The sequence below is a fragment of the Nonomuraea sp. NPDC049714 genome, assembly GCF_044465295.1.
Taxonomy (GTDB): Bacteria; Actinomycetota; Actinomycetes; order Streptosporangiales; family Streptosporangiaceae; genus Nonomuraea.
The window spans coordinates 1,185,983-1,207,381 of sequence record NZ_JBITLM010000001.1 but is presented as its reverse complement, the minus strand read 5'-3'; the positions used below and the strand labels follow the sequence as shown (position 1 = coordinate 1,207,381).

Annotated in this window: 17 protein-coding genes; 16 read left to right on the top strand and 1 reads right to left on the bottom strand. The window is 71.6% G+C overall.

The genetic code is table 11. From position 1 onward, the window contains the following. Positions 1-9: 9 nt before the first annotated feature. Positions 10-1,254: an arginine deiminase gene (locus ACIBQX_RS05760; protein ID WP_397000989.1), complete on the bottom strand. Its 1,245-nt coding sequence runs from the start codon at positions 1,252-1,254 to the stop codon at positions 10-12. 129 nt (positions 1,255-1,383) lie between these two features. Here ACIBQX_RS05760 and pyrR point away from each other — a divergent pair, with 129 nt between their 5' ends. The 16 genes from pyrR (at position 1,384) to ACIBQX_RS05680 (ending at position 21,376) form a co-directional block, all read left to right on the top strand. Beyond that, positions 1,384-1,929, top strand: a complete 546-nt coding sequence (pyrR, locus tag ACIBQX_RS05755; protein ID WP_397000987.1) for a bifunctional pyr operon transcriptional regulator/uracil phosphoribosyltransferase PyrR — start codon at positions 1,384-1,386, stop codon at positions 1,927-1,929. Continuing rightward, positions 1,926-2,843 (top strand): aspartate carbamoyltransferase catalytic subunit, encoded by a 918-nt coding sequence (locus ACIBQX_RS05750; protein WP_397000985.1) that lies wholly within the window; start codon positions 1,926-1,928, stop codon positions 2,841-2,843. The genes pyrR and ACIBQX_RS05750 overlap by 4 nt, the downstream gene beginning before the upstream one ends. Continuing rightward, the gene (locus tag ACIBQX_RS05745; protein ID WP_397000983.1) at positions 2,840-4,129 is read left to right on the top strand and encodes a dihydroorotase; all 1,290 of its coding nucleotides are present in this window, start codon (positions 2,840-2,842) and stop codon (positions 4,127-4,129) included. Before ACIBQX_RS05750 ends, ACIBQX_RS05745 begins: the two co-directional genes overlap by 4 nt. Continuing rightward, complete coding sequence (carA, locus tag ACIBQX_RS05740) at positions 4,126-5,232, top strand: glutamine-hydrolyzing carbamoyl-phosphate synthase small subunit (protein ID WP_397000981.1); 1,107 nt, start codon at positions 4,126-4,128, stop codon at positions 5,230-5,232. The genes ACIBQX_RS05745 and carA overlap by 4 nt, the downstream gene beginning before the upstream one ends. After that, entirely contained in the window at positions 5,219-8,506 is a 3,288-nt protein-coding gene (gene carB, locus ACIBQX_RS05735) for a carbamoyl-phosphate synthase large subunit (protein ID WP_397000979.1), read from the top strand. The genes carA and carB overlap by 14 nt, the downstream gene beginning before the upstream one ends. Positions 8,507-8,528: 22 nt before the next feature. Then, positions 8,529-9,395, top strand: a complete 867-nt coding sequence (locus ACIBQX_RS05730; RefSeq protein ID WP_397001550.1) for a dihydroorotate dehydrogenase electron transfer subunit — start codon at positions 8,529-8,531, stop codon at positions 9,393-9,395. A 15-nt stretch (positions 9,396-9,410) separates the two neighbouring features. Beyond that, positions 9,411-10,388 carry a dihydroorotate dehydrogenase gene (locus ACIBQX_RS05725; RefSeq protein WP_397000977.1) on the top strand — a complete coding sequence of 326 codons (978 nt, stop codon included), beginning with the start codon at positions 9,411-9,413 and terminating at the stop codon, positions 10,386-10,388. Continuing rightward, the gene (gene pyrF / locus ACIBQX_RS05720) at positions 10,385-11,083 is read left to right on the top strand and encodes an orotidine-5'-phosphate decarboxylase (protein ID WP_397000975.1); all 699 of its coding nucleotides are present in this window, start codon (positions 10,385-10,387) and stop codon (positions 11,081-11,083) included. Before ACIBQX_RS05725 ends, pyrF begins: the two co-directional genes overlap by 4 nt. Before the next feature lie 859 nt (positions 11,084-11,942). Next, a complete protein-coding gene (gene mihF, locus ACIBQX_RS05715; RefSeq protein ID WP_397000973.1) occupies positions 11,943-12,266 on the top strand; it encodes an integration host factor, actinobacterial type in 324 nt (107 codons plus the stop codon). A 100-nt stretch (positions 12,267-12,366) separates the two neighbouring features. Continuing rightward, complete coding sequence (gene gmk / locus ACIBQX_RS05710) at positions 12,367-12,978, top strand: guanylate kinase (RefSeq protein ID WP_397000971.1); 612 nt, start codon at positions 12,367-12,369, stop codon at positions 12,976-12,978. Between the two features lie 5 nt (positions 12,979-12,983). Next, positions 12,984-13,253 (top strand): DNA-directed RNA polymerase subunit omega, encoded by a 270-nt coding sequence (gene rpoZ / locus ACIBQX_RS05705; RefSeq protein WP_101783051.1) that lies wholly within the window; start codon positions 12,984-12,986, stop codon positions 13,251-13,253. An 8-nt stretch (positions 13,254-13,261) separates the two neighbouring features. After that, entirely contained in the window at positions 13,262-14,461 is a 1,200-nt protein-coding gene (coaBC, locus tag ACIBQX_RS05700; RefSeq protein ID WP_397000969.1) for a bifunctional phosphopantothenoylcysteine decarboxylase/phosphopantothenate--cysteine ligase CoaBC, read from the top strand. 600 nt (positions 14,462-15,061) lie between these two features. After that, on the top strand, positions 15,062-15,430 hold the full coding sequence (locus ACIBQX_RS05695; RefSeq protein ID WP_397000967.1) for a hypothetical protein: 369 nt from the start codon (positions 15,062-15,064) through the stop codon (positions 15,428-15,430). A gap of 128 nt (positions 15,431-15,558) precedes the next feature. Beyond that, positions 15,559-16,746, top strand: coding sequence for a methionine adenosyltransferase (gene metK, locus ACIBQX_RS05690; protein WP_397000965.1), 1,188 nt, complete (start codon positions 15,559-15,561; stop codon positions 16,744-16,746). A gap of 357 nt (positions 16,747-17,103) precedes the next feature. Beyond that, positions 17,104-19,824 carry a primosomal protein N' gene (locus tag ACIBQX_RS05685; RefSeq protein ID WP_397000963.1) on the top strand — a complete coding sequence of 907 codons (2,721 nt, stop codon included), beginning with the start codon at positions 17,104-17,106 and terminating at the stop codon, positions 19,822-19,824. A gap of 49 nt (positions 19,825-19,873) precedes the next feature. Next, entirely contained in the window at positions 19,874-21,376 is a 1,503-nt protein-coding gene (locus ACIBQX_RS05680; RefSeq protein WP_397000961.1) for a hypothetical protein, read from the top strand. Positions 21,377-21,399: the final 23 nt, after the last annotated feature.

The following is a 21,399-nucleotide window of genomic DNA, read 5'->3' as shown; positions in this document are numbered from 1 at the left end:
CAGCCCCCGTCAGATGCCGTCGCGGACGAGCGGGCAGCTCATGCAGCGCGGCCCGCCGCGTCCCCTGCCGAGCTCGCTGCCGCGGATGGTGATGACCTCGATGCCGTTGTCGCGCAGGTAGTTGTTGGTCGTGGTGTTGCGCTCGTAGGCGACGACCACGCCGGGCTCGATGGCGAGCCCGTTGCAGCCGTCGTCCCACTGCTCCCGCGCGGCGGCGTAGACGTCCTGGGTGGGCGTGAGCACCGTGATCTCGGGCAGGTCCAGTGCGTGGGCGATGGCTTTGTGCATGTCCTGCGGCGGGTGGTCGGTGACCTCGAGCTCCTTGTCGGTACGGCCCGGCTCGATGGTGTAAGCGGGCAGCATGCCGAGCCCGGCGTACTGCGTGAAGACGCCCACGTCCAGCATGGTCATGACGGTGTCGAGGTGCATGAACGCGCGGGCCTTGGGCATGTTGAGCGCCACGATCCGGGTGGCGGAGCCGGCCCTGAACAGGCTGCGGGCGAACATCTCGACGGTCTGCGGCTGGGTGCGCTCGCTCATCCCGACCAGCACCGCGCCCCGGCCGATCACCAGCACGTCCCCGCCCTCCAGGGTGGCCGGCGCGACCGCCTGGCCGGGCATCCAGACGTGGTACCCGCCCTCCCCGGGCCTGCCGTACCCGCCGGCGAAGGACGGGTGGAACCGGTAGATCGCCTCCATGTTCACCGTCTCGCGCATCCGCGCCTTCTTCTTCATGGTGTTGACGGCCACGCCGTCGTACACCCAGCAGGACGTGTCACGGGTGAACAGGTGGTTGGGCAGCGGCGGCAGGATGAAGTCCTCCTCGCGCAGCGTGTGCATGAGCACCGACTTGGGGGCGCAGCCCAGCGCCGCCAGCTCGCCCTTGGTGATGCCCCCGGTCAGGTAGGTGCCGAGGGTCTCCGAGTCCATCGCGTCCAGGGTGTTGCGGATGTCGTCGACGGCGACCGGGCCGAGCCAGCGCTCGTCCACGACCGCGTCCAGGATGTGCTTGCGCGCCTCCGGGATGTCGACGGTCTGCCGCAGCAGGTCCGAGAGCAGGTGGATGCGGACGCCGCGGTCGCGGAGCACCTGCTGGAACTCCTCGTGCTCTTCCATCGCGCGCTGCACCCACAGCACGTCGTCGAAGAGGAACGCGTCCTTGTTGGCCGGGGTGAGCCGCTTGAGCGCCAGCTCCGGCTTGTGCAGCAGGACCTGGTGGAGCCGGCCCACTTCGGAATCGACATGAAACCTCATCCCTGCTCTATCCCCGCGAGCCCGGACGTCACGCCCGCCGAGTTGTGGCTGGTAGCGCCTGGTACTGTGTGTCGCGACCAACGCCCTTTAAGACCCGTCCCGTGAGGCGGGAAAGGTGGTGAATCCTTCATGTCCGAATCCAGGGCCGTCCTCGAAGGCCCGGACATCCATCGGGCGCTGACCCGGATCGCGCACGAGATCCTCGAACGGACCAAGGGCGCCGACGAAGTCGTCCTCCTGGGCATCCCCACGCGTGGCGCGCCGCTGGCCCGCCGGCTCGGCGACCGCATCGAGGAGTTCGAAGGGGTCAAGATCCCCGTCGGCTCGATCGACATCACGATGTACCGCGACGACCTGCGGCTCAAGCCGGCCCGCCCGCTCGGCCGCACCGAGCTCCCGGCCGACGGCATCGACGGCAAGATCGTCGTGCTCGTCGACGACGTCCTCTACTCCGGCCGCACGGTCCGCGCCGCCCTCGACGCGCTCAACGACCTCGGCCGCCCCGTCGCCGTGCAGCTCGCCACCCTCGTCGACCGCGGCCACCGGGAGCTGCCCATCCGCGCCGACTACGTCGGCAAGAACCTGCCCACCGCCAAGAGCGAGAAGGTCAGGGTCTTCCTGCGGGAGACCGACGGGCGCGACGCCGTGATCCTCATGAAGGAGGTCGCCAAGTGAACCGGCACCTGATCTCCGCGGGCGACCTGACGAAGGACGACGCCCTGCTCATCCTCGACACCGCCGAGGAGCTGGCCAGGGTCTCGGAACGGTCCATCAAGAAGCTGCCCACGCTGCGCGGCCGCACGGTGGTCAACCTGTTCTTCGAGGACTCCACCCGCACCCGCATCAGCTTCGAGGCCGCCGCCAAGCGGCTGTCGGCCGATGTGATCAACTTCTCCGCCAAGGGCTCCAGCGTCTCCAAGGGCGAGTCGCTCAAGGACACCGCGCTGACCCTGGAGGCGATGGGCGCCGACGCCGTCGTCATCCGCCACGGCTCCTCCGGCGCGCCGCACCGGCTGGCCACCTGGGTCCACGGCAGCGTGGTCAACGCCGGCGACGGCACCCACGAGCACCCCACGCAGGCGCTGCTCGACGCCTTCTCGATGCGCCGCCGGCTGGGCGCGCTCGACGGGCGCAGGATCACCATCGTCGGCGACGTGCTGCACAGCCGGGTGGCCCGCTCCAACGTGCTGCTGCTGCACACGCTCGGCGCCGAGGTCACGCTCGTCGCGCCGCCCACGCTGCTGCCGGTCTCGGTGCACACCTGGCCGTGCGAGGTCTCCTACGACCTCGACACGGTGCTGGCCAAGTCGGACGTGGTGATGATGCTGCGGGTGCAGAAGGAGCGGATGAACGCCGCCTACTTCCCCAGCGAGCGCGAGTACTCCCGCCGCTACGGCCTGGACCGGGCCCGCTTCGCCAAGATGCCCGACGACGCCATCGTGATGCACCCCGGGCCGATGAACCGGGGCATGGAGATCGCCGCCGAGGTGGCCGACTCGCCGCGCTCGACCATCGTCGAGCAGGTCGCCAACGGGGTGACCATCCGCATGGCCGTGCTGTACCTGCTGCTCGGGGGAGAGATCGCGTGATCATTCGAAATATCCGGATTCTGGGCGGCGAACCGGCCGACATCCGCGTTCAGGACGGGATCATCGCCGAGATCGGCCCCGCACTCCAGGGCGACGACGAGGTCGTCGACGGCGGCGGCGCCATCGCGCTGCCCGGCCTCGTCGACCTGCACACCCACCTGCGCGAGCCCGGCCGCGAGGACGCCGAGACCGTGCGGACCGGCACCCAGTCGGCCGCCCGCGGCGGCTACACCGCCGTGCACGCCATGGCCAACACCTCGCCCGTGGCCGACACCGCCGGCGTGGTCGAGCAGGTCTGGCGGCTCGGCCGCGAGTCCGCCCACTGCGACGTGCAGCCCGTCGGCGCCGTCACCGTCGGCCTGGACGGCAGGCAGCTCGCCGAGCTCGGCGCGATGGCCGACTCCGCGGCCCGGGTCCGCGTCTTCTCCGACGACGGCAAGTGCGTCTCCGACGCGGTGCTCATGCGCCGCGCCCTGGAGTACGTCAAGGCGTTCGACGGCGTCATCGCCCAGCACGCCCAGGAGCCCAGGCTCACCGAGGGCGCGCAGATGAACGAGGGCGTGATCTCCGGCAGGCTCGGCCTGACCGGCTGGCCGGCCGTCGCCGAGGAGGCGATCATCGCCCGCGACTGCCTGCTGGCCGCGCACGTCGGCTCCCGGCTGCACGTCTGCCACGTCTCCACGGCCGGCTCGGTGGAGATCCTGCGCTGGGCCAAGTCCCACGGCTGGAACGTCACCGCCGAGGTGACCCCGCACCACCTGCTGCTCACCGACGACCTCGTCGAGGAGTCGCCGGCCGGCGCCTACAACCCCATCTACAAGGTCAACCCGCCGCTGCGCACCCGCGCCGACGTGGCCGCGCTGCGCGCCGCGCTCGCCGACGGCACCATCGACGTCGTCGCCACCGACCACGCCCCCCACCCGGTCGAGGACAAGGAGACCGAGTGGTCGGCCGCGGCCATGGGCATGATCGGCCTGGAGACAGCGCTCAGCGTGGTGCAGGAGGCCATGGTGGAGACCGGGCTGCTCGACTGGGCGGCCGTCGCCGACCGGATGTCCACCGCGCCCGCGCGGATCGGCCGCCTGTCCGGCCACGGCCGGCCGCTCGAGGTCGGCGCGCCCGCCAACCTCACCCTGTACGACCCGGCGCCCCGCACCGAGGTGGACCCCTCCGCCTTCGCGTCCAAGAGCCGCAACACCCCCTACACCGGCATGACGCTGCCGGGCCGGGTAGTGGCGACGTTCCTGCGGGGCAGGCCCACCGTTCTTGAAGGGAAGCTGGTGTGACAAACGCGGTGCTCGTCCTGGAAGACGGACGTGTCTTCCACGGAACCCCGTACGGAGCCGAAGGCGAGACCTTCGGCGAGATGGTCTTCAACACCGGCATGACCGGCTATCAGGAGACCCTCACCGACCCCTCCTACCATCGCCAGATCGTCGCGATGACCGCCCCGCACATCGGCAACACCGGCGTGAACGACGAGGACCCCGAGTCGGGCCGCGTCTGGGTCGCCGGCTACGTGGTCCGCGAGCCGTCCCGGGTGGTGTCGAGCTGGCGGGCCGACCGCTCGCTCGACGACTACCTCAAGGAGCAGGGCGTCGTCGGCATCGCCATGCCCGGCACCCGCGCCCTTACCCGTCACCTGCGCGAGCGCGGCGCCATGCGGGCCGGCATCTTCAGCGCCCCGGCCGCGCCGGTGGAGGAGCTCGTCGAGCGCGTACGCCAGGCCCCCGGCATGGCGGGCGCGAACCTGGCCGCCGAGGTGGCCACCACCGAGCCGTACGTCGTCCCCGCGATCGGCGACAGGCGGCACACCGTCGCCGCCGTCGACCTCGGGATCAAGGGCATGACGCCGCACCGGATGGCCGAACGCGGCTGCGAGGTGCACGTGCTGCCCGCCACCGCCACGTTCGAGCAGATCATGGCGGTGCGGCCGGACGGCGTGTTCTTCTCCAACGGCCCCGGCGACCCGGCGACCGCGGACGTCACCGCGCTGCGCGCCGTGCTGGAGGCCAGGGTGCCGTTCTTCGGCATCTGCTTCGGCAACCAGCTCTTCGGCCGCGCGCTCGGCCTGTCCACCTACAAGCTGCGCTACGGCCACCGCGGCGTCAACCAGCCGGTCCAGGACGTGCGCACCGGCAAGGTGGAGATCTCCGCGCACAACCACGGCTTCGCCGTCCAGGCGCCGCTCGACGGGCCGTTCGACACCCCCTTCGGGCAGGCCGAGGTCAGCCACGTCAATCTCAACGACCGGTGCGTCGAAGGCCTGCGCCTGCTCGACGGGCGCGCCTTCAGCGTCCAGTACCACCCCGAGGCGGCCGCGGGCCCGCACGACGCCGCCTACCTGTTCGACGAGTTCTGTGAGGTCATGACCCGTGCCCAAGCGTGAGGACATCAGGTCCGTGCTGGTGATCGGCTCCGGGCCGATCGTGATCGGGCAGGCGTGCGAGTTCGACTACTCCGGCACCCAGGCCTGCCGCGTGCTGCGGGACGAGGGGTTCCGCGTGATCCTCGTCAACAGCAACCCGGCGACGATCATGACCGACCCCGAGTTCGCCGACGCCACCTACGTCGAGCCCATCACCCCCGAGTTCGTCGAGAAGATCATCGCCAAGGAGCGGCCCGACGCGCTGCTGCCGACGCTCGGCGGCCAGACCGCGCTCAACACCGCGGTCGCGCTGCACGAGGCCGGCGTGCTCGAGACGTACGACGTGGAGCTCATCGGCGCCGACTTCGACGCCATCCAGGCGGGCGAGAACCGCGAGCTGTTCAAGGGGATCGTCGCCAAGGTCGCCCGCGAGCACGGCCTGAACGCCGAGTCGGCCCGTTCGGTCGTCTGCCACACCATGGACGAGTGCCTGGCCGCCGTCCCCGAGCTGGGCTACCCGCTGGTGGTCCGGCCGTCGTTCACCATGGGCGGCGTCGGCTCCGGGTTCGCCTACGACGAGTCCGACCTGCGGCGCATCGCGGGCGCCGGGCTCGACGCCTCGCCGACCACCGAGGTGCTCCTGGAGGAGTCCATCCTCGGCTGGAAGGAGTACGAGCTCGAGGTCATGCGCGACAGGCGCGACAACGTGGTCATCGTGTGCTCCATCGAGAACATCGACCCGATGGGCGTGCACACCGGCGACAGCGTCACCGTCGCCCCGGCGCTGACCCTGACCGACCGCGAGTACCAGAACATGCGCGACGTCGCCATCGCGGTCATCCGCGAGGTCGGCGTCGACACCGGCGGCTGCAACATCCAGTTCGCGGTGGAGCCGCGCACCGGCCGCATGATCGTCATCGAGATGAACCCGCGGGTGTCCCGCTCGTCGGCGCTGGCGTCGAAGGCCACCGGCTTCCCGATCGCCAAGATCGCCGCCAAGCTGGCCATCGGCTACACCCTCGACGAGATCCCCAACGACATCACCCGCGAGACCCCGGCCTCCTTCGAGCCGACCCTCGACTACATCGTGGTCAAGGTGCCGCGCTTCGCCTTCGAGAAGTTCAAGGGCGCCGACCCCACCCTCACCACGCACATGAAGTCCGTGGGCGAGGCCATGGCCATCGGCCGCTCCTTCGCCGAGGCGCTGCAGAAGGCGCTGCGGTCGCTGGAGAAGAAGGGCTCCTCGTTCACCTGGGCGGGCGAGCTCGCCGGCAAGGCCGAGCTGCTGGCCGCGTGCCGTACCCCTCATGACGGCCGGCTGGTCACCATGCAGCAGGCCATCAGGGCGGGCGCCACCGCCGAGGAGCTGTACGACGCCACCAGCGTCGACCCGTGGTTCCTCGACCAGCTCTTCCTGCTGCACGAGGAGGCGCAGGCGCTGGCCGACGCGCCGGAGCTGACCCCCGAGGTGCTCCAGCGGGTCAAGCGGCACGGCTTCAGCGACGTGCAGATCGGCGAGATCCGCGGCATCGACGAGGCCCGGGTGCGCGACCTGCGCCACGCCCTCGGCCTGCGGCCCGTCTACAACACCGTGGACACCTGCGCCGCCGAGTTCGCCGCCAAGACCCCCTACCTCTACTCGGCCTACGACGAGGAGAGCGAGGTCCCGTACGGCACGAGGCAGAAGGTCATCATCCTCGGCTCCGGGCCCAACCGCATCGGGCAGGGGATCGAGTTCGACTACGCGTGCGTGCACGCCTCCTTCGAGCTGTCCAGGGCCGGTTACGAGACCGTCATGGTCAACTGCAACCCGGAGACCGTCTCGACCGACTACGACACCTCCGACCGGCTCTACTTCGAGCCGCTCACGCTGGAGGACGTCCTGGAGGTCGTGCACGCCGAGCAGGAGACCGGCCCGGTCGCGGGCGTCATCGTGCAGCTCGGCGGGCAGACGCCGCTCGGGCTCGCGCAGGCGCTGAAGGACGCGGGGGTGCCCGTCGTCGGCACCTCGCCCGAGTCCATCCACCTGGCGGAGGAGCGGGGCGCGTTCGGCCAGGTGCTGGCCGAGGCCGGCCTGCCCGCGCCCAAGCACGGCACGGCCACCACGGTCGCCGAGGCGCTGACCGTGGCCGAGGACGTCGGCTACCCGGTGCTCGTGCGCCCGTCCTACGTGCTGGGCGGCGCCGGCATGGCCATCGTCTACGACGAGGAGACCCTCGCCACCTACATGGCGGCCGAGGAGGGCGGCCACCCGGTGCTCATCGACAAGTTCCTCGACGAGTCCATCGAGATCGACGTGGACGCCCTCTACGACGGCACCGAGCTCTACCTCGGCGGCGTCATGGAGCACATCGAGGAGGCCGGCATCCACTCCGGCGACTCGGCGTGCACGCTGCCGCCCATCACGCTCGGCAGCCTCGACATCAAGCGCATCCGCGCCGCCACCGAGGCCATCGCCGACGGCGTCGGGGTGCGCGGGCTGCTGAACGTCCAGTACGCGATGTCGGCCGGCGTCCTTTACGTCCTGGAGGCCAACCCCCGGGCGAGCCGTACGGTGCCGTTCGTGTCCAAGGCGACGGCGGTGCCGCTGGCCAAGGCGGCGGCCCGGGTGATGCTCGGCGCGAGCCTCGCGGAGCTGCGCGCCGAGGGCATGCTGCCCGCCACCGGCGACGGCGGCACGCTGCCGATGGAGGCCTCGATCGCGGTCAAGGAGGCGGTGCTGCCGTTCAACCGCTTCCGCGGCGTCGACATCGTGCTGGGCCCCGAGATGCGCTCGACCGGCGAGGTCATGGGCATCGACGAGTCCTTCGGCATCGCCTTCGCCAAGTCGCAGGCCGGCGCCTACGGCCCGCTTCCGACCAAGGGACGCGCGTTCGTATCCGTGGCCAACCGGGACAAGCGTGCGATGATCTTCCCTGTGAAGGCGCTCGCCGATCTCGGATTCGAGATCCTCGCCACCGAGGGCACGGCAGAGGTGCTGCGCCGCAACGGCGTACGTGCCAAGATCGTGCGAAAGCAGAGTGAGGGGACCGGTCCCGGAGGTGAGCCCACGAGTGTGCAGTGCATTCTCGACGGCGAGATCGACCTGATCGTCAACACGCCGTTCGGCAGCCCCGGCCAGTCGGGGCCGAGGCTCGACGGCTACGACATCCGCACGGCCGCGGTCCTGCGCGGCATCCCGTGCATCACCACCGTCGCGGGGCTCGCCGCCGCCGCGGCGGGCATTCAGGCGATCGTGCGGGGCGATGTCGGCGTACGGTCCCTCCAGGAGCACGCGCAGGTACTACGGGGCTAGCTCCCCCAGGAGGTGAAGCAGACTGGCCGGCACTCCGGTGCAGGTGACGGGCACGGTGCTGACGACGCGCCGGGTCGACGCGTACCATGCGCTGACCGTGGTGGCGCCTGGCATCACCGAGCGCTACCGTCCCGGCCACTTCGTCTCCGTCGCGGTCGGGGGCGCGCGGACGTCCATGGTGACCAGGCGCGCCCTGTCCATCCACGACGTCAAGTCCGACTACGGCGGCACGGTGGAGCTCGTCTTCACCGTGCGCGGCTCCGGCACCGCCTGGCTCGCCGAGCGCCGCGCCCGCGACACGCTCGACCTGGTCGGGCCGCTCGGCCGGCCGTTCCCGCTGCCGCGCGACCCGGTCCACTGCGTGCTGGTCGGCTCGGAGTACGGCTCCGCGGTGCTGTTCCCGCTGGCCGACGCGCTGCTGGAGCGCGGCTGCCGGGTCGACTTCGTGCTCGGCGGGGCCAGTGCCGACCGGGTGTTCGGCGCGATGCGGGCCCGCCGCATGGCCGAGACCACCACCCTCACCACCGAGGACGGCTCGCTCGGCGTGCGGGGGAAGGTCACCGACGCGCTGCCGTCGGTGATCGCCGACACCCGGGCCGACGCCGTCTACGCCTGCGGCCCGATGGAGACGCTGCGCTCGGTCACGGCGGTGGCGATGGAGTTCGACATCCCGGTGCAGGTGGCGGTGGAGGAGTCGATGGCGTGCGGCATCGGGGTCTGCATGACGTGCGTGCTGCCGATCATCGGCGACGACGGCGCCACCAGGATGGTCAGGGCGTGCGCCGAGGGGCCGGTGTTCCGGGGGGAGCGGGTGCGCTTCGAGGACGTGGGAACGATCCCGTTCGACGCCCTCGGCGCGCCGGGAGGCGGTGCCCGCCATGCCAGTTGAGCGGGGGTGAGGGCCATGTCGGTTGATATGCGTACATTCCTGGCGCATGTAGAGCTGGCCAACCCCGTCACCACGGCCGCCGGATGCGCCGCCTCGGGGCGCGAGCTGGCCCAGTTCTTCGACCTCCACCGGCTGGGCGCGCTCACCACCCGGTCCATCACCATGGCGCCACGCGCCGGACGGCCTACGCCCCGCATGGCCGAGACGCCCTCCGGCCTGCTCAACGCCGTCGGCCTGCAGGGGCCTGGCATCGACGCCTTCCTGGAGCGGGAGCTGCCCTGGCTCGCCCAGCGGGGCATCAAGACCATTGTGTCCATCGGCGGCGGCACCGTCGCCGAATACTCCGAGCTGGCCCGCCGGCTCGCCGACGCGCCCGGTGTCACCGCCCTGGAGGTGAACCTGTCCTGCCCCAACATGGAGGACCGGGGCCGGGTCTTCGCCCGCGAGGGCAGCACCGGGGCGGAGGTGATCGCCTCCGTACGCTCCATCATGCGCTACGACGTGCCCGTCGTCGCCAAGCTGGCCCCCGACGTGGCCGACATCGTCTCTGTCGCCAGAGCCTGCGTCGACGCCGGAGCGGACGCGCTGTCCATGATCAACAATCCGCTGGGCATGGCCATCGACACCGAGGCGCTGCGGCCCTCGCTGGCCGCCGTGACCGGCGGGCTGTCCGGCCCCGCCATCCTGCCGCTCGCCGTCCGCTGCGTGTGGCAGGTGCACGCCGCGCTGCCCGGCGTGCCGCTCATCGGCGTCGGCGGCGTGATGAGCGGCCAGGACGCCTTCCAGCTCATTCTGGCGGGCGCCTGCGCCGTCGGCGTCGGCACCGCGCTGTTCCACGACCCGTACGCGTGTCTGCGCATCGAGCGAGAGCTCGAAGACCTGCTGCAGGCCCGCGGCTTCCACCGCCTCGCCGACGCCGTCGGCCTGGCCCACCGCCCGCCGGGCAGCGCCCCACGGCACCTGCTCGTCGACACCGAGGAGAGCACCCCGTGACGCCCGCACCCATCGCCGTCGCCCTCGACGCCCCCGACCTGGAGACCGCCGCCAGGTGGGCCGGGCTGGTGACACCGCACGTCAGCACGGTGAAGGTGGGCCTGGAGCTCTACCTGCGCTACGGGCCCGACGTCATCGCCTCCGTCCGCGGCGCCAGCGGCGTCCAGGTCTTCCTCGACCTCAAGCTGCACGACATCCCCAACACCGTCTCCGGGGCCGCCAAGGCCGTCGCACGGCTGCGCCCCGCCATCCTGACCGTGCACGCCACCGGCGGCCCGGCGATGATCAGGGCGGCCGTACAGGCCGCGCCGCACACCAAGATCGCCGCCGTCACCGTGCTGACCTCCCTGGCGGAGGAGGACCTCGGCCGCATCGGCCTGGCCGGGCCCGCCGATGAGGCGGTCCGCCGCCTGGCCGCCATGTCCGTCGAAGCCGGCGCCACCGCGCTGGTCTGCTCTCCCCACGAGGTGTCCGCCGTCCGGGCGGAGGTGGGGACGGGCATCATGCTCATCACCCCCGGAGTGCGGCCCACCGGCGCCGCCAGCCAGGACCAGGCCCGGGTGGCCACCCCCGAGCAGGCGCTGGCCGACGGCGCCGACCTGCTGGTCATCGGACGGCCCATCACGGGCTCCCCGGACCCGGGCGCGGCGGCGGCCGCCATCGCGGCGTCACTACGCCGCACCACCCAGCCCTGACGAAGCCCCCGCCGCCCCCACCCCCGACCCCGCCCGTCCGTCAGCGGGCGGCGCGCCGTACGGACACTTCGACCGTACGGCGGCCACGGCCTTCGCCCGCAGTCGCCTGTCCCGGATGGTCAGGGCGGGCCCGCGCCGGCGCGGGCCGAAGGCGGCGCACCTCCGGCACCGACGAGGCTCAGCGCCGAAGGAGGCCGCGTTGGGGCCCCCGGCGGCGCAGGGTGCGGCCGGCGCAGGGCCGCGTCCAGGGCCGTCGCCGCTTCGACGCGTGAGGCCGAGGGCTTACGACGCAGGGACGCTCACGGCGTCAGCGTGGGCACGGCGAGAGCGCGTACGGCTGAGCGTGGGCACGGCGAGAGCGCGTACGGCATGAGCGTGCTCACGGCGTCAGGGCGCTTGCTTGCGGCTTCGGCGTTCGAGTTCTTGTGGCGGTTCGCGGGTCGAAGCCGTCGCGGTCGTCGTGGTGCTCGTGCCAGGAGCCTCGGGGTGGTGCCGGGTTCGTCTGCGGGGTGGTTTCCGGGGTGTGCTGAAATCGCCCATGAAGGGGCGTATTGGGGCGTGCCGGACTCGGCCGCCGGGGTGCGGTGCGGAGGTTACGGACACAGGTCAGCCCTGCTTTCGGACATGCGGCGCGTGCCCTCACATGATCATCGTAGCGCCCTCCGGCGGTGCGACGCGCACGGCCGAGAAGTGGGAAGTGAGGGCGATTTGATCAGCTGAAAGTGATTTTACCATTACGCACAGTGATGAAGTGGACTTTGTGGCGAGAGAAACCGCTCTTGACGTTGCTTAGGGGCCGATGACCAGCTAGTTTCCCTTCCCGTCCGAGTACATCGACAGAAATTCGAGGTGACCCGGCGTGGCTCTTCCTCCCCTGACCCCTGAGCAGCGCGCCGCAGCCCTGGAGAAGGCTGCCAAGGCCCGTAAAGAGCGTGCCGAGGTCAAGAACCGGCTCAAGCATGGCGCGGTTTCTCTGGCTGAGGTGCTCAAGTCCGGGCAGACCGACGACGTCATCGGCAAGATGAAGGTGTCGGCTCTGTTGGAATCGCTCCCTGGCGTGGGCAAGGTCCGCGCCAAGCAGCTTATGGAGCGTCTTGCCATCGCCGAGTCCCGCCGCGTGCGGGGTCTCGGTGCGAACCAGAGGGCTTCCCTCGAGCGTGAGTTCGGTGGCAACGAGAGCTAATCTCGGTTCCACACGAAAACGCGGGTTCAACGGGGGGTAGGAAGTGACCGACAGGTCCCGGTCCGGCAGTGTTAGGGCCCATGAGGCAGTCGGAGTGGGCATGCGAGTCGGCGGCTTCCTCCCCTCGAGCGACAGGCGGCTGACGGTCCTCTCAGGGCCGTCAGGCGTCGGCAAGTCCACGGTCGTCGCCGAGCTCCGGCGGGCACACCCTGAGGTGTGGCTGTCGGTCTCGGTGACCACCAGAAGGCCCCGGCCCGGCGAGGTGCACGGGGTCCACTACTTCTTCGTCGACGGCGAGGAGTTCGACCGGCTCGTGGAGCGGAACGAGCTGCTCGAGTGGGCGGAGTTCGCGGGCAACCGCTACGGCACGCCCCGGCGGGCCGTGCTGGACAGGCTCGCGGTCGGCGTGCCGACGCTGCTGGAGATCGACCTCGAAGGCGCCAGGCAGGTGCGGCGCAGCATGCCGGAGGCCCTGCTGGTGTTCCTGGCCCCGCCCAGCTGGGAAGAGCTGGAGAAACGGCTGCGCGGTCGCGGGACCGAGCCGGAGGACGTCATCGCCAGGCGGCTGGCGGCCGGGCGGGTCGAGATGGCGGCCGAGCGGGAGTTCGACCTCACGCTGGTGAACACGGATGTCAAAGACGTGTGCCGCCGGCTGATAGCCTTGATGACTGACCCTCAGGGGGTCACGACATCCACCAACCGAGAGGTCTGACAATCGTGGCAGGAATTGCCCCGGTCGCTGAGGGGATCACCAACCCGCCGATCGACGCGCTGCTCGACATCGTCGACAGCAAATACTCCCTGGTGATCATGGGCGCCAAGCGGGCCCGTCAGATCAACGCCTACTACTCCCAGCTCGGCGAGGGCCTGCTGGAGTACGTCGGGCCGCTGGTCGAGACGCACGCCCAGGAGAAGCCCCTGTCCATCGCACTGCGCGAGGTCTCCGAGGGCCTGCTCAACGCCGAGCCCATCGAAGGCGCGGTCTGACCTCCTCGATGAAGGTCGTCCTCGGTGTCAGCGGCGGCATCGCCGCTTACAAGGCGTGTGAGCTGCTGCGCCTGTTCACCGAGTCCGGGCATCAGGTGCGGGTCGTGCCGACCCGTGAGGCCCTGCGTTTCGTGGGCGAGCCCACCTGGGCCGCCCTGTCGGGCAACCCGGTGGCGACCGATGTGTGGGACGACGTTCACGAGGTTCCCCACGTGCGGATCGGCCAGACGGCCGACCTCGTCGTGGTGGCTCCGGCCACGGCCGACCTGCTGGCCAAGGCGGCCCACGGCCTCGCCGGAGACCTGCTCACCAACACACTGCTGACCGCGCGCTGCCCGGTGGTGTTCGCGCCCGCGATGCACACCGAGATGTGGCAGCACCCCGCCACCCGCGCCAACGTCGCGACGTTGCGCGAGCGCGGCTCCCTGGTGATCGACCCGGCCGTCGGCCGGCTCACCGGAGCCGACACGGGTCCCGGGCGGCTGCCCGATCCCGCCGAAATCTTCCGCGTCTGCCTGCGCGTGCTGCGCGACCGGCCGCTCGACCTGACCGGCCAGAAGGTCGTCGTCTCCGCCGGGGGCACCCGCGAGGCCATCGACCCGGTCCGATTCATCGGCAACCGCTCGTCCGGCCTGCAGGGCTACGCGCTGGCCCGCACCGCCGCCGCCCGTGGCGCCGAGGTGACGCTGATCGCCGCCAACGTCGCGCTGCCCGATCCCGCCGGCGCCACCGTGGTCCGGGTCGAGTCCACGGCCGAGCTGCGCGAGGCGGTGCTCGCCGCCTCCGGCCACGCCGACGTGGTGGTCATGGCCGCCGCCGTGGCCGACTTCCGGCCCGCCGCCCGGCACGATGCCAAGATCAAGAAGACGGATGGCGAGCCTGAGCCCATCCACCTGACGAAGAATCCCGACATCCTGGCGGAGCTGGGCGAGCGGCGCAGGGCCGCCGTGCCGGGCGCGCTGCCGAAGGTGATCGTCGGGTTCGCCGCCGAGACCCACGACGTGCTCGCCAACGGCCAGGCCAAGCTCGCCCGCAAGGGATGCGACCTGCTCGTGGTCAACCAGGTCGGCGAGCACCTCGCCTTCGGCACCCCCGACAACGCCGCCACCGTGCTCGTCGCGGGCGGCGAGCCGATCGAGGTGCCCCGGGGGCCCAAGGAGGACGTGGCCGACGCCGTCTGGGACGCGGTCGCGGCCCGCCTGCGCTGAGGCGCCCGCCGCCACCGCGCTCGTCGCGGGTGGCGGGCCGATCGAGGTGCCCCAGGGCCACCGATCGAGGTGCCCCGGGGGCAGGGGTGACGTGGCCGTCGCCCGTCTGGGCCGCTGTCGCCGCCCCTCTCCGCTGAGTCGCCCGCTGTCTCCACGCCGGCGCCTTGCCAAGGGATCGCGCCGTTGTTCTCCAGAATCGTGTTGCTCCGACTTCCAGAGAGCGCGTCGCGTCCCGTGTCAGTAGGTTTCCATACGGCGTGTTGCTTCCCGCGTCGGTGATTTCGTACGGGGCGTAGCTTCTCATGTGGGTGGTTTTCGTAGGGCGCGTCTTTTTCTAAGTCGGTGGATTTGTCGTACGGGGCATGCCGCCGTGTGCCTGCCGGCTGGGCTCGGGTTCGCGCTCGATCCGTTGTGGCCGTACGCCTGAGTTGTTTGTGGCTTATTTTCTGACCTGTTGTGCCCGTACACCTGGCGTGCCGGGGTGGCGTGCGGGCGGTTCATCGGGGGGCGTACAGGAGGCTAACCAGGCAGGTGGATTACCGGATCAGCTGTTGCGGCATATCCCTACCCCTACGGATACTTAAGGGCAAAGGGGGCGGGATGCCAGTGAATGCTGCTGTCAGGGACCGTTGCAGGACCGTACTCGGCCATCAGGGGGCGATCCGGTACGTCTTTCCCGCACTGTCCATCGGGCCGCCGGGGGCGGCCAACTTCCTGATCGTGGTCACGGACACGGCGATCTCGGTGCTCGCCACCAGGATGCTCAGGAGCGACCGGCCGGTGTCGGTGTACGCGAGCTTCCCGCGGCAGACCAGGCTCGGGCCCATCATGCAGGCCCCCGGGCCGGTCATCGAGCTGGGGAGCATGGTGTTCGAGTTCGACGACGAGTACGCGGCCGTGGTGGCCGCGGCCGACGCGGAGGTGTTCGCGCCGGAGACGCTGCCTCCCGATCCACTGCCTCACCTGTGACGAGTGTCGAATCGCGGACGGTTTCGCGCCCTGGCACCTGGTAGGGCTAGACTTCGGCGAGGCTCTGGCGTGTCTACTCGCCCCGAGCCTTAAATCCGTCAGCAGCCGCTGCATGAGGAGCCACTGAGTTGTCACGTCGCCTGTTCACCTCCGAGTCGGTCACCGAAGGCCACCCGGACAAGATCGCCGACCAGATCAGTGACGCGATTCTCGACGCCATGCTCAAGGACGACCCCACGAGCCGGGTCGCCGTCGAGACGATGATCACTACCGGCCAGGTCCACGTAGCAGGCGAGGTCACGACCGAGACCTACGTCGACCTTCCCGGCGTCATCCGGGAGAAGATCCTGGAGATCGGCTACGACGCCTCCCACAAGGGCTTCGACGGCGCCTCGTGTGGCGTGTCGGTGTCCATCGGGGCGCAGTCGCCCGACATCGCCCAGGGTGTCGACGACGCCTACGAGCACCGGGTCGGCGGCGACGTCGACGAGCTCGACCGTCAGGGCGCGGGCGACCAGGGCCTGATGTTCGGCTACGCCTGCCGCGAGACGCCCGAGCTGATGCCGCTGCCGATCATGCTCGCGCACCGGCTGGCCCAGCGCCTGTCCGAGGTCCGCAAGTCCGGCACCGTCCCCTACCTGCGGCCCGACGGCAAGACCCAGGTCACCATCGAGTACGACGGTGACCGCCCGGTGCGCCTCGACACCGTGGTCGTCTCCACGCAGCACGCCGCGGAGATCGACCTCAAGGAGATGCTGACGCCCGACATCAAGGAGCACGTGGTCGACCCCGTGCTCGCGGGCCTCGACATCGAGACCGAGGGCTACCGCCTGCTGGTCAACCCGACCGGCCGCTTCGAGATCGGCGGCCCGATGGGCGACGCCGGCCTCACCGGCCGCAAGATCATCATCGACACCTACGGCGGCATGGCCCGCCACGGTGGCGGCGCCTTCTCCGGCAAGGACCCGTCCAAGGTCGACCGCTCAGCGGCCTACGCGATGCGCTGGGTGGCCAAGAACGTCGTGGCCGCCGGTCTCGCCGACCGCTGCGAGGTCCAGGTCGCCTACGCCATCGGCAAGGCGCAGCCCGTCGGCCTGTTCGTCGAGTGCTTCGGCACCGAGAAGGTGACGGTGGAGAAGATCCAGGCCGCCGTCCTCCAGGTCTTCGACCTGCGCCCGGCCGCGATCATCCGCGACCTCGACCTGCTGCGGCCCATCTACTCCGAGACGGCCGCCTACGGCCACTTCGGCCGCGAGGGCTTCTCCTGGGAGTCCACGGACCGCGCCGAGACCCTCAGGTCCGCCGCCGGTCTGTGACGTTGAACTGACGGATGCCGCATCCCCGGCGTGGGGTGCGGCATTCAGCGTGCGCCGGGTTCCTGGCGTGGGGTGCGGCATTGGAGCGTGCGCCCGGGTCTCCGGCGTCCTCACAGGCCCGGAGCGGGGCCGGGGCCGTGACTCGGTTGCTCGGGTCCGTTGTCCTTGATGTGCTGATCAGGGCCGTGCCCGGGGGTGGCGTTCTTCGTCCGCGGTGTCCTGCTCATGCCTCTGGCTTTGACCGCACCGATGGCGGCGTCACGGTGCGCGGGCGCGGGTGGTGCCGGGGCGGTGGGTGGGGGAGTCCTGGCAGGCAGGGTGGGCGTTTCCGGCTTGCGGGTCTGGTAGACGTAATGCGTGACCCACTCCGACGACGCACTCCTGCCGCTCGACGCGGTGCGGCCCCCGATGTCGTCGAAGAACACCAAGGGGGCCGTGGTCCCGGCCGCCGAGTTGCCGGTGGCCAGGGTGGCGGTGGACAACCCGCTGCCTCACCTCGACCGGCCCTTCGACTATCTCGTGCCCGCCTCGATGCAGGACAGCGCCTGGCCGGGGGTCAGGGTGCGGGTGCGGTTCGCGGGCAAGCTGGTCGACGGGTTCGTGCTGGAGCGGGTGGAGCACAGCGACCACACCGGCAAGCTGACCCCGCTCGAACGGGTCGTGTCACCCGAGCGGGTGCTCACCCCCGAGGTCGCCGAGCTGGCCAGGGCGGTGGCGGACCGCTACGCGGGCACCCTCGCCGACGTGCTGCGCCTGGCCGTCCCGCCACGTCACGCCAGGACCGAGTCGGCCGCCCGCCCCACGAACGACGCCGACTCCGCGCCGGTGCCGCAGTCCTCGCCGGAGACGGACCGCCAGGGAGTCCCCGATTCAGGGCGGCGGACCGTACAGGGCGTTGAGGATCCACGGCGGCCCGCCGTCGCGAGCGACGATGATGACCCAGCACAGTCCGCTACCCCGAAGGACGCGCCGAAGGACACGGCGCGTGAACCGGGCGGCCTCGGGCGGGAGGATGCGCTCGGGAGGGCGTCGGAGAGCGCCGCTGGGCCGTTGAGGGTCGAGGGTGCGGTGCGAGGCGCGCGGCGGGAGGGTGAGCTCGAGAGGGTGGCGGAAGGCGCCGTCACGCCCTTGGGCGGTGAGGGGGCGCATGATCCTGGGCGGGAAGGTGTGTCCGGGGCGGCGGCGGGAAGCGCTGCCGTGCCGTTGAGCGGGGACGATGCGGCCTGGGCGGACTATCCGATGGGGCCTTCGTTTCTGGACGCGCTGCGCAATGGCAGGACGCCCCGGGCGGTGTGGTCGGCGCTGCCCGGTGGCCAGGGGTGGGCGGTGGCGCTCGCGGCGGCGGTGCGGGCGACGCTGGACGGCGGCAGGGGGGCGCTCGTCGTCGTGCCCGACGGGAAGGACGTGGCGCTGCTCGACGCGGAGCTGAGCCGGGTGCTGGGGAGCGGGAGGCATGTCGCGCTGACCGCGAACCTCGGTCCGGCCGAGCGCTACCGGCGGTGGCTGAGCGTCCTGAGAGGTCAGGTGCGGGCCGTCGCCGGCACCCGGGCGGCGATGTTCGCGCCGGTGGCGGAACTCGGCCTGGTGGCCATCTGGGACGACGGGGACGACCTCCATGCCGAACGGCTGGCCCCCTACCCGCACGCACGCGAGGTGCTCGGCATCAGGGCGCACCGGTCGGGTGCGGCCATGCTGATCGGCGGGTACGCGCGGACCGCGGAGGCCACCCAGCTCATCGCCTCCCGCTGGGCCAGGCCCATCGTGGCGGCCCGGGAGACGATCAGGAACCGCGCGCCGCGCGTACGGCCGGCCGGCGAGGACGCGGAGCTGGCCAAGGACCAGGCGGCGCGGGCGGCGAGGCTGCCCAGCCTGGCGTGGCGGGCGCTGCGCCAAGGGCTGGACGAGGGCCCGGTGCTGGTCCAGGTTCCCAGGCGGGGCTACCTGCCCGCCCTGGCCTGCCAGCACTGCCGTACCCCCGCCCGCTGCGCGCAGCCCCCCACCCGCACGAGCCCCGGCACGCCGGACGCGACACCCGATCGGGAGGGTGAGCTGGCCTTCGGCCTGGGCGGTGCGGGCGAGATCTCCAGCGGTGCGGGCGGGCGGTCCTCCGGCGCGGGCGGAAGTTCCGACAGTGCGGGTGGGCCGTCCTACGGTGCGAGCGGGGTGTCCCATGGTGCGGGAGGTCCGGCCTACGGCGGGGCGTCCAGCGGGGGTCCGGCCTACGGCGGGGTGTCCAGCGGGGCGGACGACGCGCCCGACCAGGCCGGGCGTCAGCGGCCGGCCGATGACGTCCCTCATCGGCCGGAGCTGTTGTGTCACGGTCCGCTGGCGCTCCGGGGCGGGCACGCCGCGCCCTACTGCCGGTGGTGCGGCCGGGTGGACGCCGCCTGGAAGTGCCGGCACTGCGGCAGCCCCCGGCTGCGGGCCGTGGTGGTGGGCGCCCGCCGTACCGCCGAGGAGCTCGGCCGGGCCTTCCCCTCCGTGCAGGTGCGTACGTCGGGGCGGGACGGGGTGCTGGCCACGGTGCCCGCCGGCAGGGCGCTCGTCGTCGCCACGCCGGGGGCCGAGCCCGTGGTCGAAGGCGGGTACGCGGCGGCGGTGCTGCTCGACGGCTGGGCGCTGCTCGGGCGGGCCGACCTCAGGTCCGGCGAGGAGGCGGTGCGTCGCTGGATGAACGCCGCCGCCCTGCTCAGGCCGGGAGGCGAGCTGGTGGTGCTCGCCGATGCCGGGTTGCCGGCCGTACAGGCTCTGCTGCGGTGGGATCCCGTCACGCACGCCGAGCGTGAGCTGGCCGATCGGGCGGAGCTGGGGTTCCCGCCCGCGGTGCGGATGGCCACGCTGACCGGGTCGGGGGCGGCGGTGCGGCAGATGCTGGGGGAGACGCGGTTGCCGGCGGAGGCGCAGGTTCTCGGGCCGGTGCCGGTGGACGACTCGGGGCAGGAGCGGGCCATGATCCGGACTCCGCGAGGAGGAGGGGCGGCGCTGGCGGCCGCGCTCAAGGGGGCCAGTGGGGTGCGTGCGGCCAGAAAGTCGCCTGATGTCGTCAAGGTATGTGTCGACCCGCTCGACCTGATTTAGACCTTATCCCCGATTCGCTCATCTGGTAGTGAGCCGTTAGCGTGCCCCTGTGTCGATCGAATGGGTAAACCTGGTCATCGACGACCTGCGTGCGTGGGGGCGCGCGCGGGACGTCGAGGTGGACGCCGACGAGGTCCGCCTGCTCTGTGACTACGCCAGCGACTACCTGAACGTCAACGAACTCGGCGACTTCACCCCCGCCACCTTCGACGAGCTGCTGCTCTCGCTCTACCCGCGCAAGGTCATCGCGCCGCCGGAGAGCGCCCAGGAGACGGTGGCGGCGGCGCACACGCTGGTCGACTACCTGCAGGACTCCGGCACGGTCGCCCTGGGCACGGCCTCGCGGATGCGCGACAGGCTCGCCGACATCGCGACGCGGATGCCCGAGGCGCTCGCCGACACCGCCAACTTCGGCATGGCCAAGAGCCTGTTCAGCTCGATCGGGCCGGAGTCGCTGGAGCAGTCGATCGCGATCCCCTCGGGCGAGGTGCCCGATCTGGAGGACGCGCCCTGCGACTGCCCCGGCTGCACGCCGCGCCCCGCCGTGCGGCTGGCCCCGCCGGAGGAGCTGGTCGCGGGGCTGGCCGACGTGCCGCTGCTGGCCGAGCTCGACCGTGGCGGCCTGCCGTACCTGAGCGAGCTGCGGCTGCTCGGCGGCGGTGAGCCGCTGCGCAGGTGGGCGGCGATCGTCGCGCACCTGGTGGAGCGTGACACCGGCGGCGAGGTCACCGGCTCGGCCGAGGTGGACGAGGAGCTCTACGACCTGTTCGACATGCTCTACCGCCTCCAGGTGCCGGTGTCGATCGGCGTGATCGGCGACTACCTGGCCCAGCTCGTGGACGACGGCGACATCGACGTGGAGGCCGTGCTGGACCGGCTGGCCTGGTGCGGCCTGGTCCGGGTCACCGGCGACACGGCCGGCCTGACGCCGGCGGCCGCGTGGGCGCTGCGCGAGCACTACCTCGCGCTGGGCCTCGACGCGCCGCAGGCCCCCGACCTGGCCGAGACCGACGCGCGCGGGCTCATCGAAGGGCTGCTCGACGGTGTCCCGACCGAGCTGGCCGAGGACGACATCAGCCGCTGGCTCGCCGCCAGGACCGCCGGAGAGGCCGCGGCGGAGCTGCTGGCCGCGGCCTCGGGCGCGCCCGCCGTCGCGCGCGGCATCGCCGTCACCATCGTCGACCGGCTGGGCGCCGAAGCCGAGGCCGAGGTGCGGGCCTGCCTGGACGACGAGGAGCTGCGCCCGCACGCCATTCACTGGCTCGCCGCCAGGAGCCTGCCCGCCCCGGCGCTCAGCGAGAAGGAGCTGATGTGGGTCAGCGTGGACATGCTCGCGCTGGCGATGCCGGCCGCCGAGGACGACCCCGACGTGTTCGCCGAGAACATGTCCGCCTCCGGCCCGCCCGCCCACCTGATCGAGGAGATGTGGCGGGTCGACCACCCCGACCTCGTCGAGGTCCTGGAACTGCTCGGACGCTCGCTGCCTGACGGCACGGCGGCCAAGGCGGCCCGCAAGGCGGCCTTCAAAGCACGCTCCCGAGGCATCCGATGAGTACGCCTCTGTGACTCCTGTGC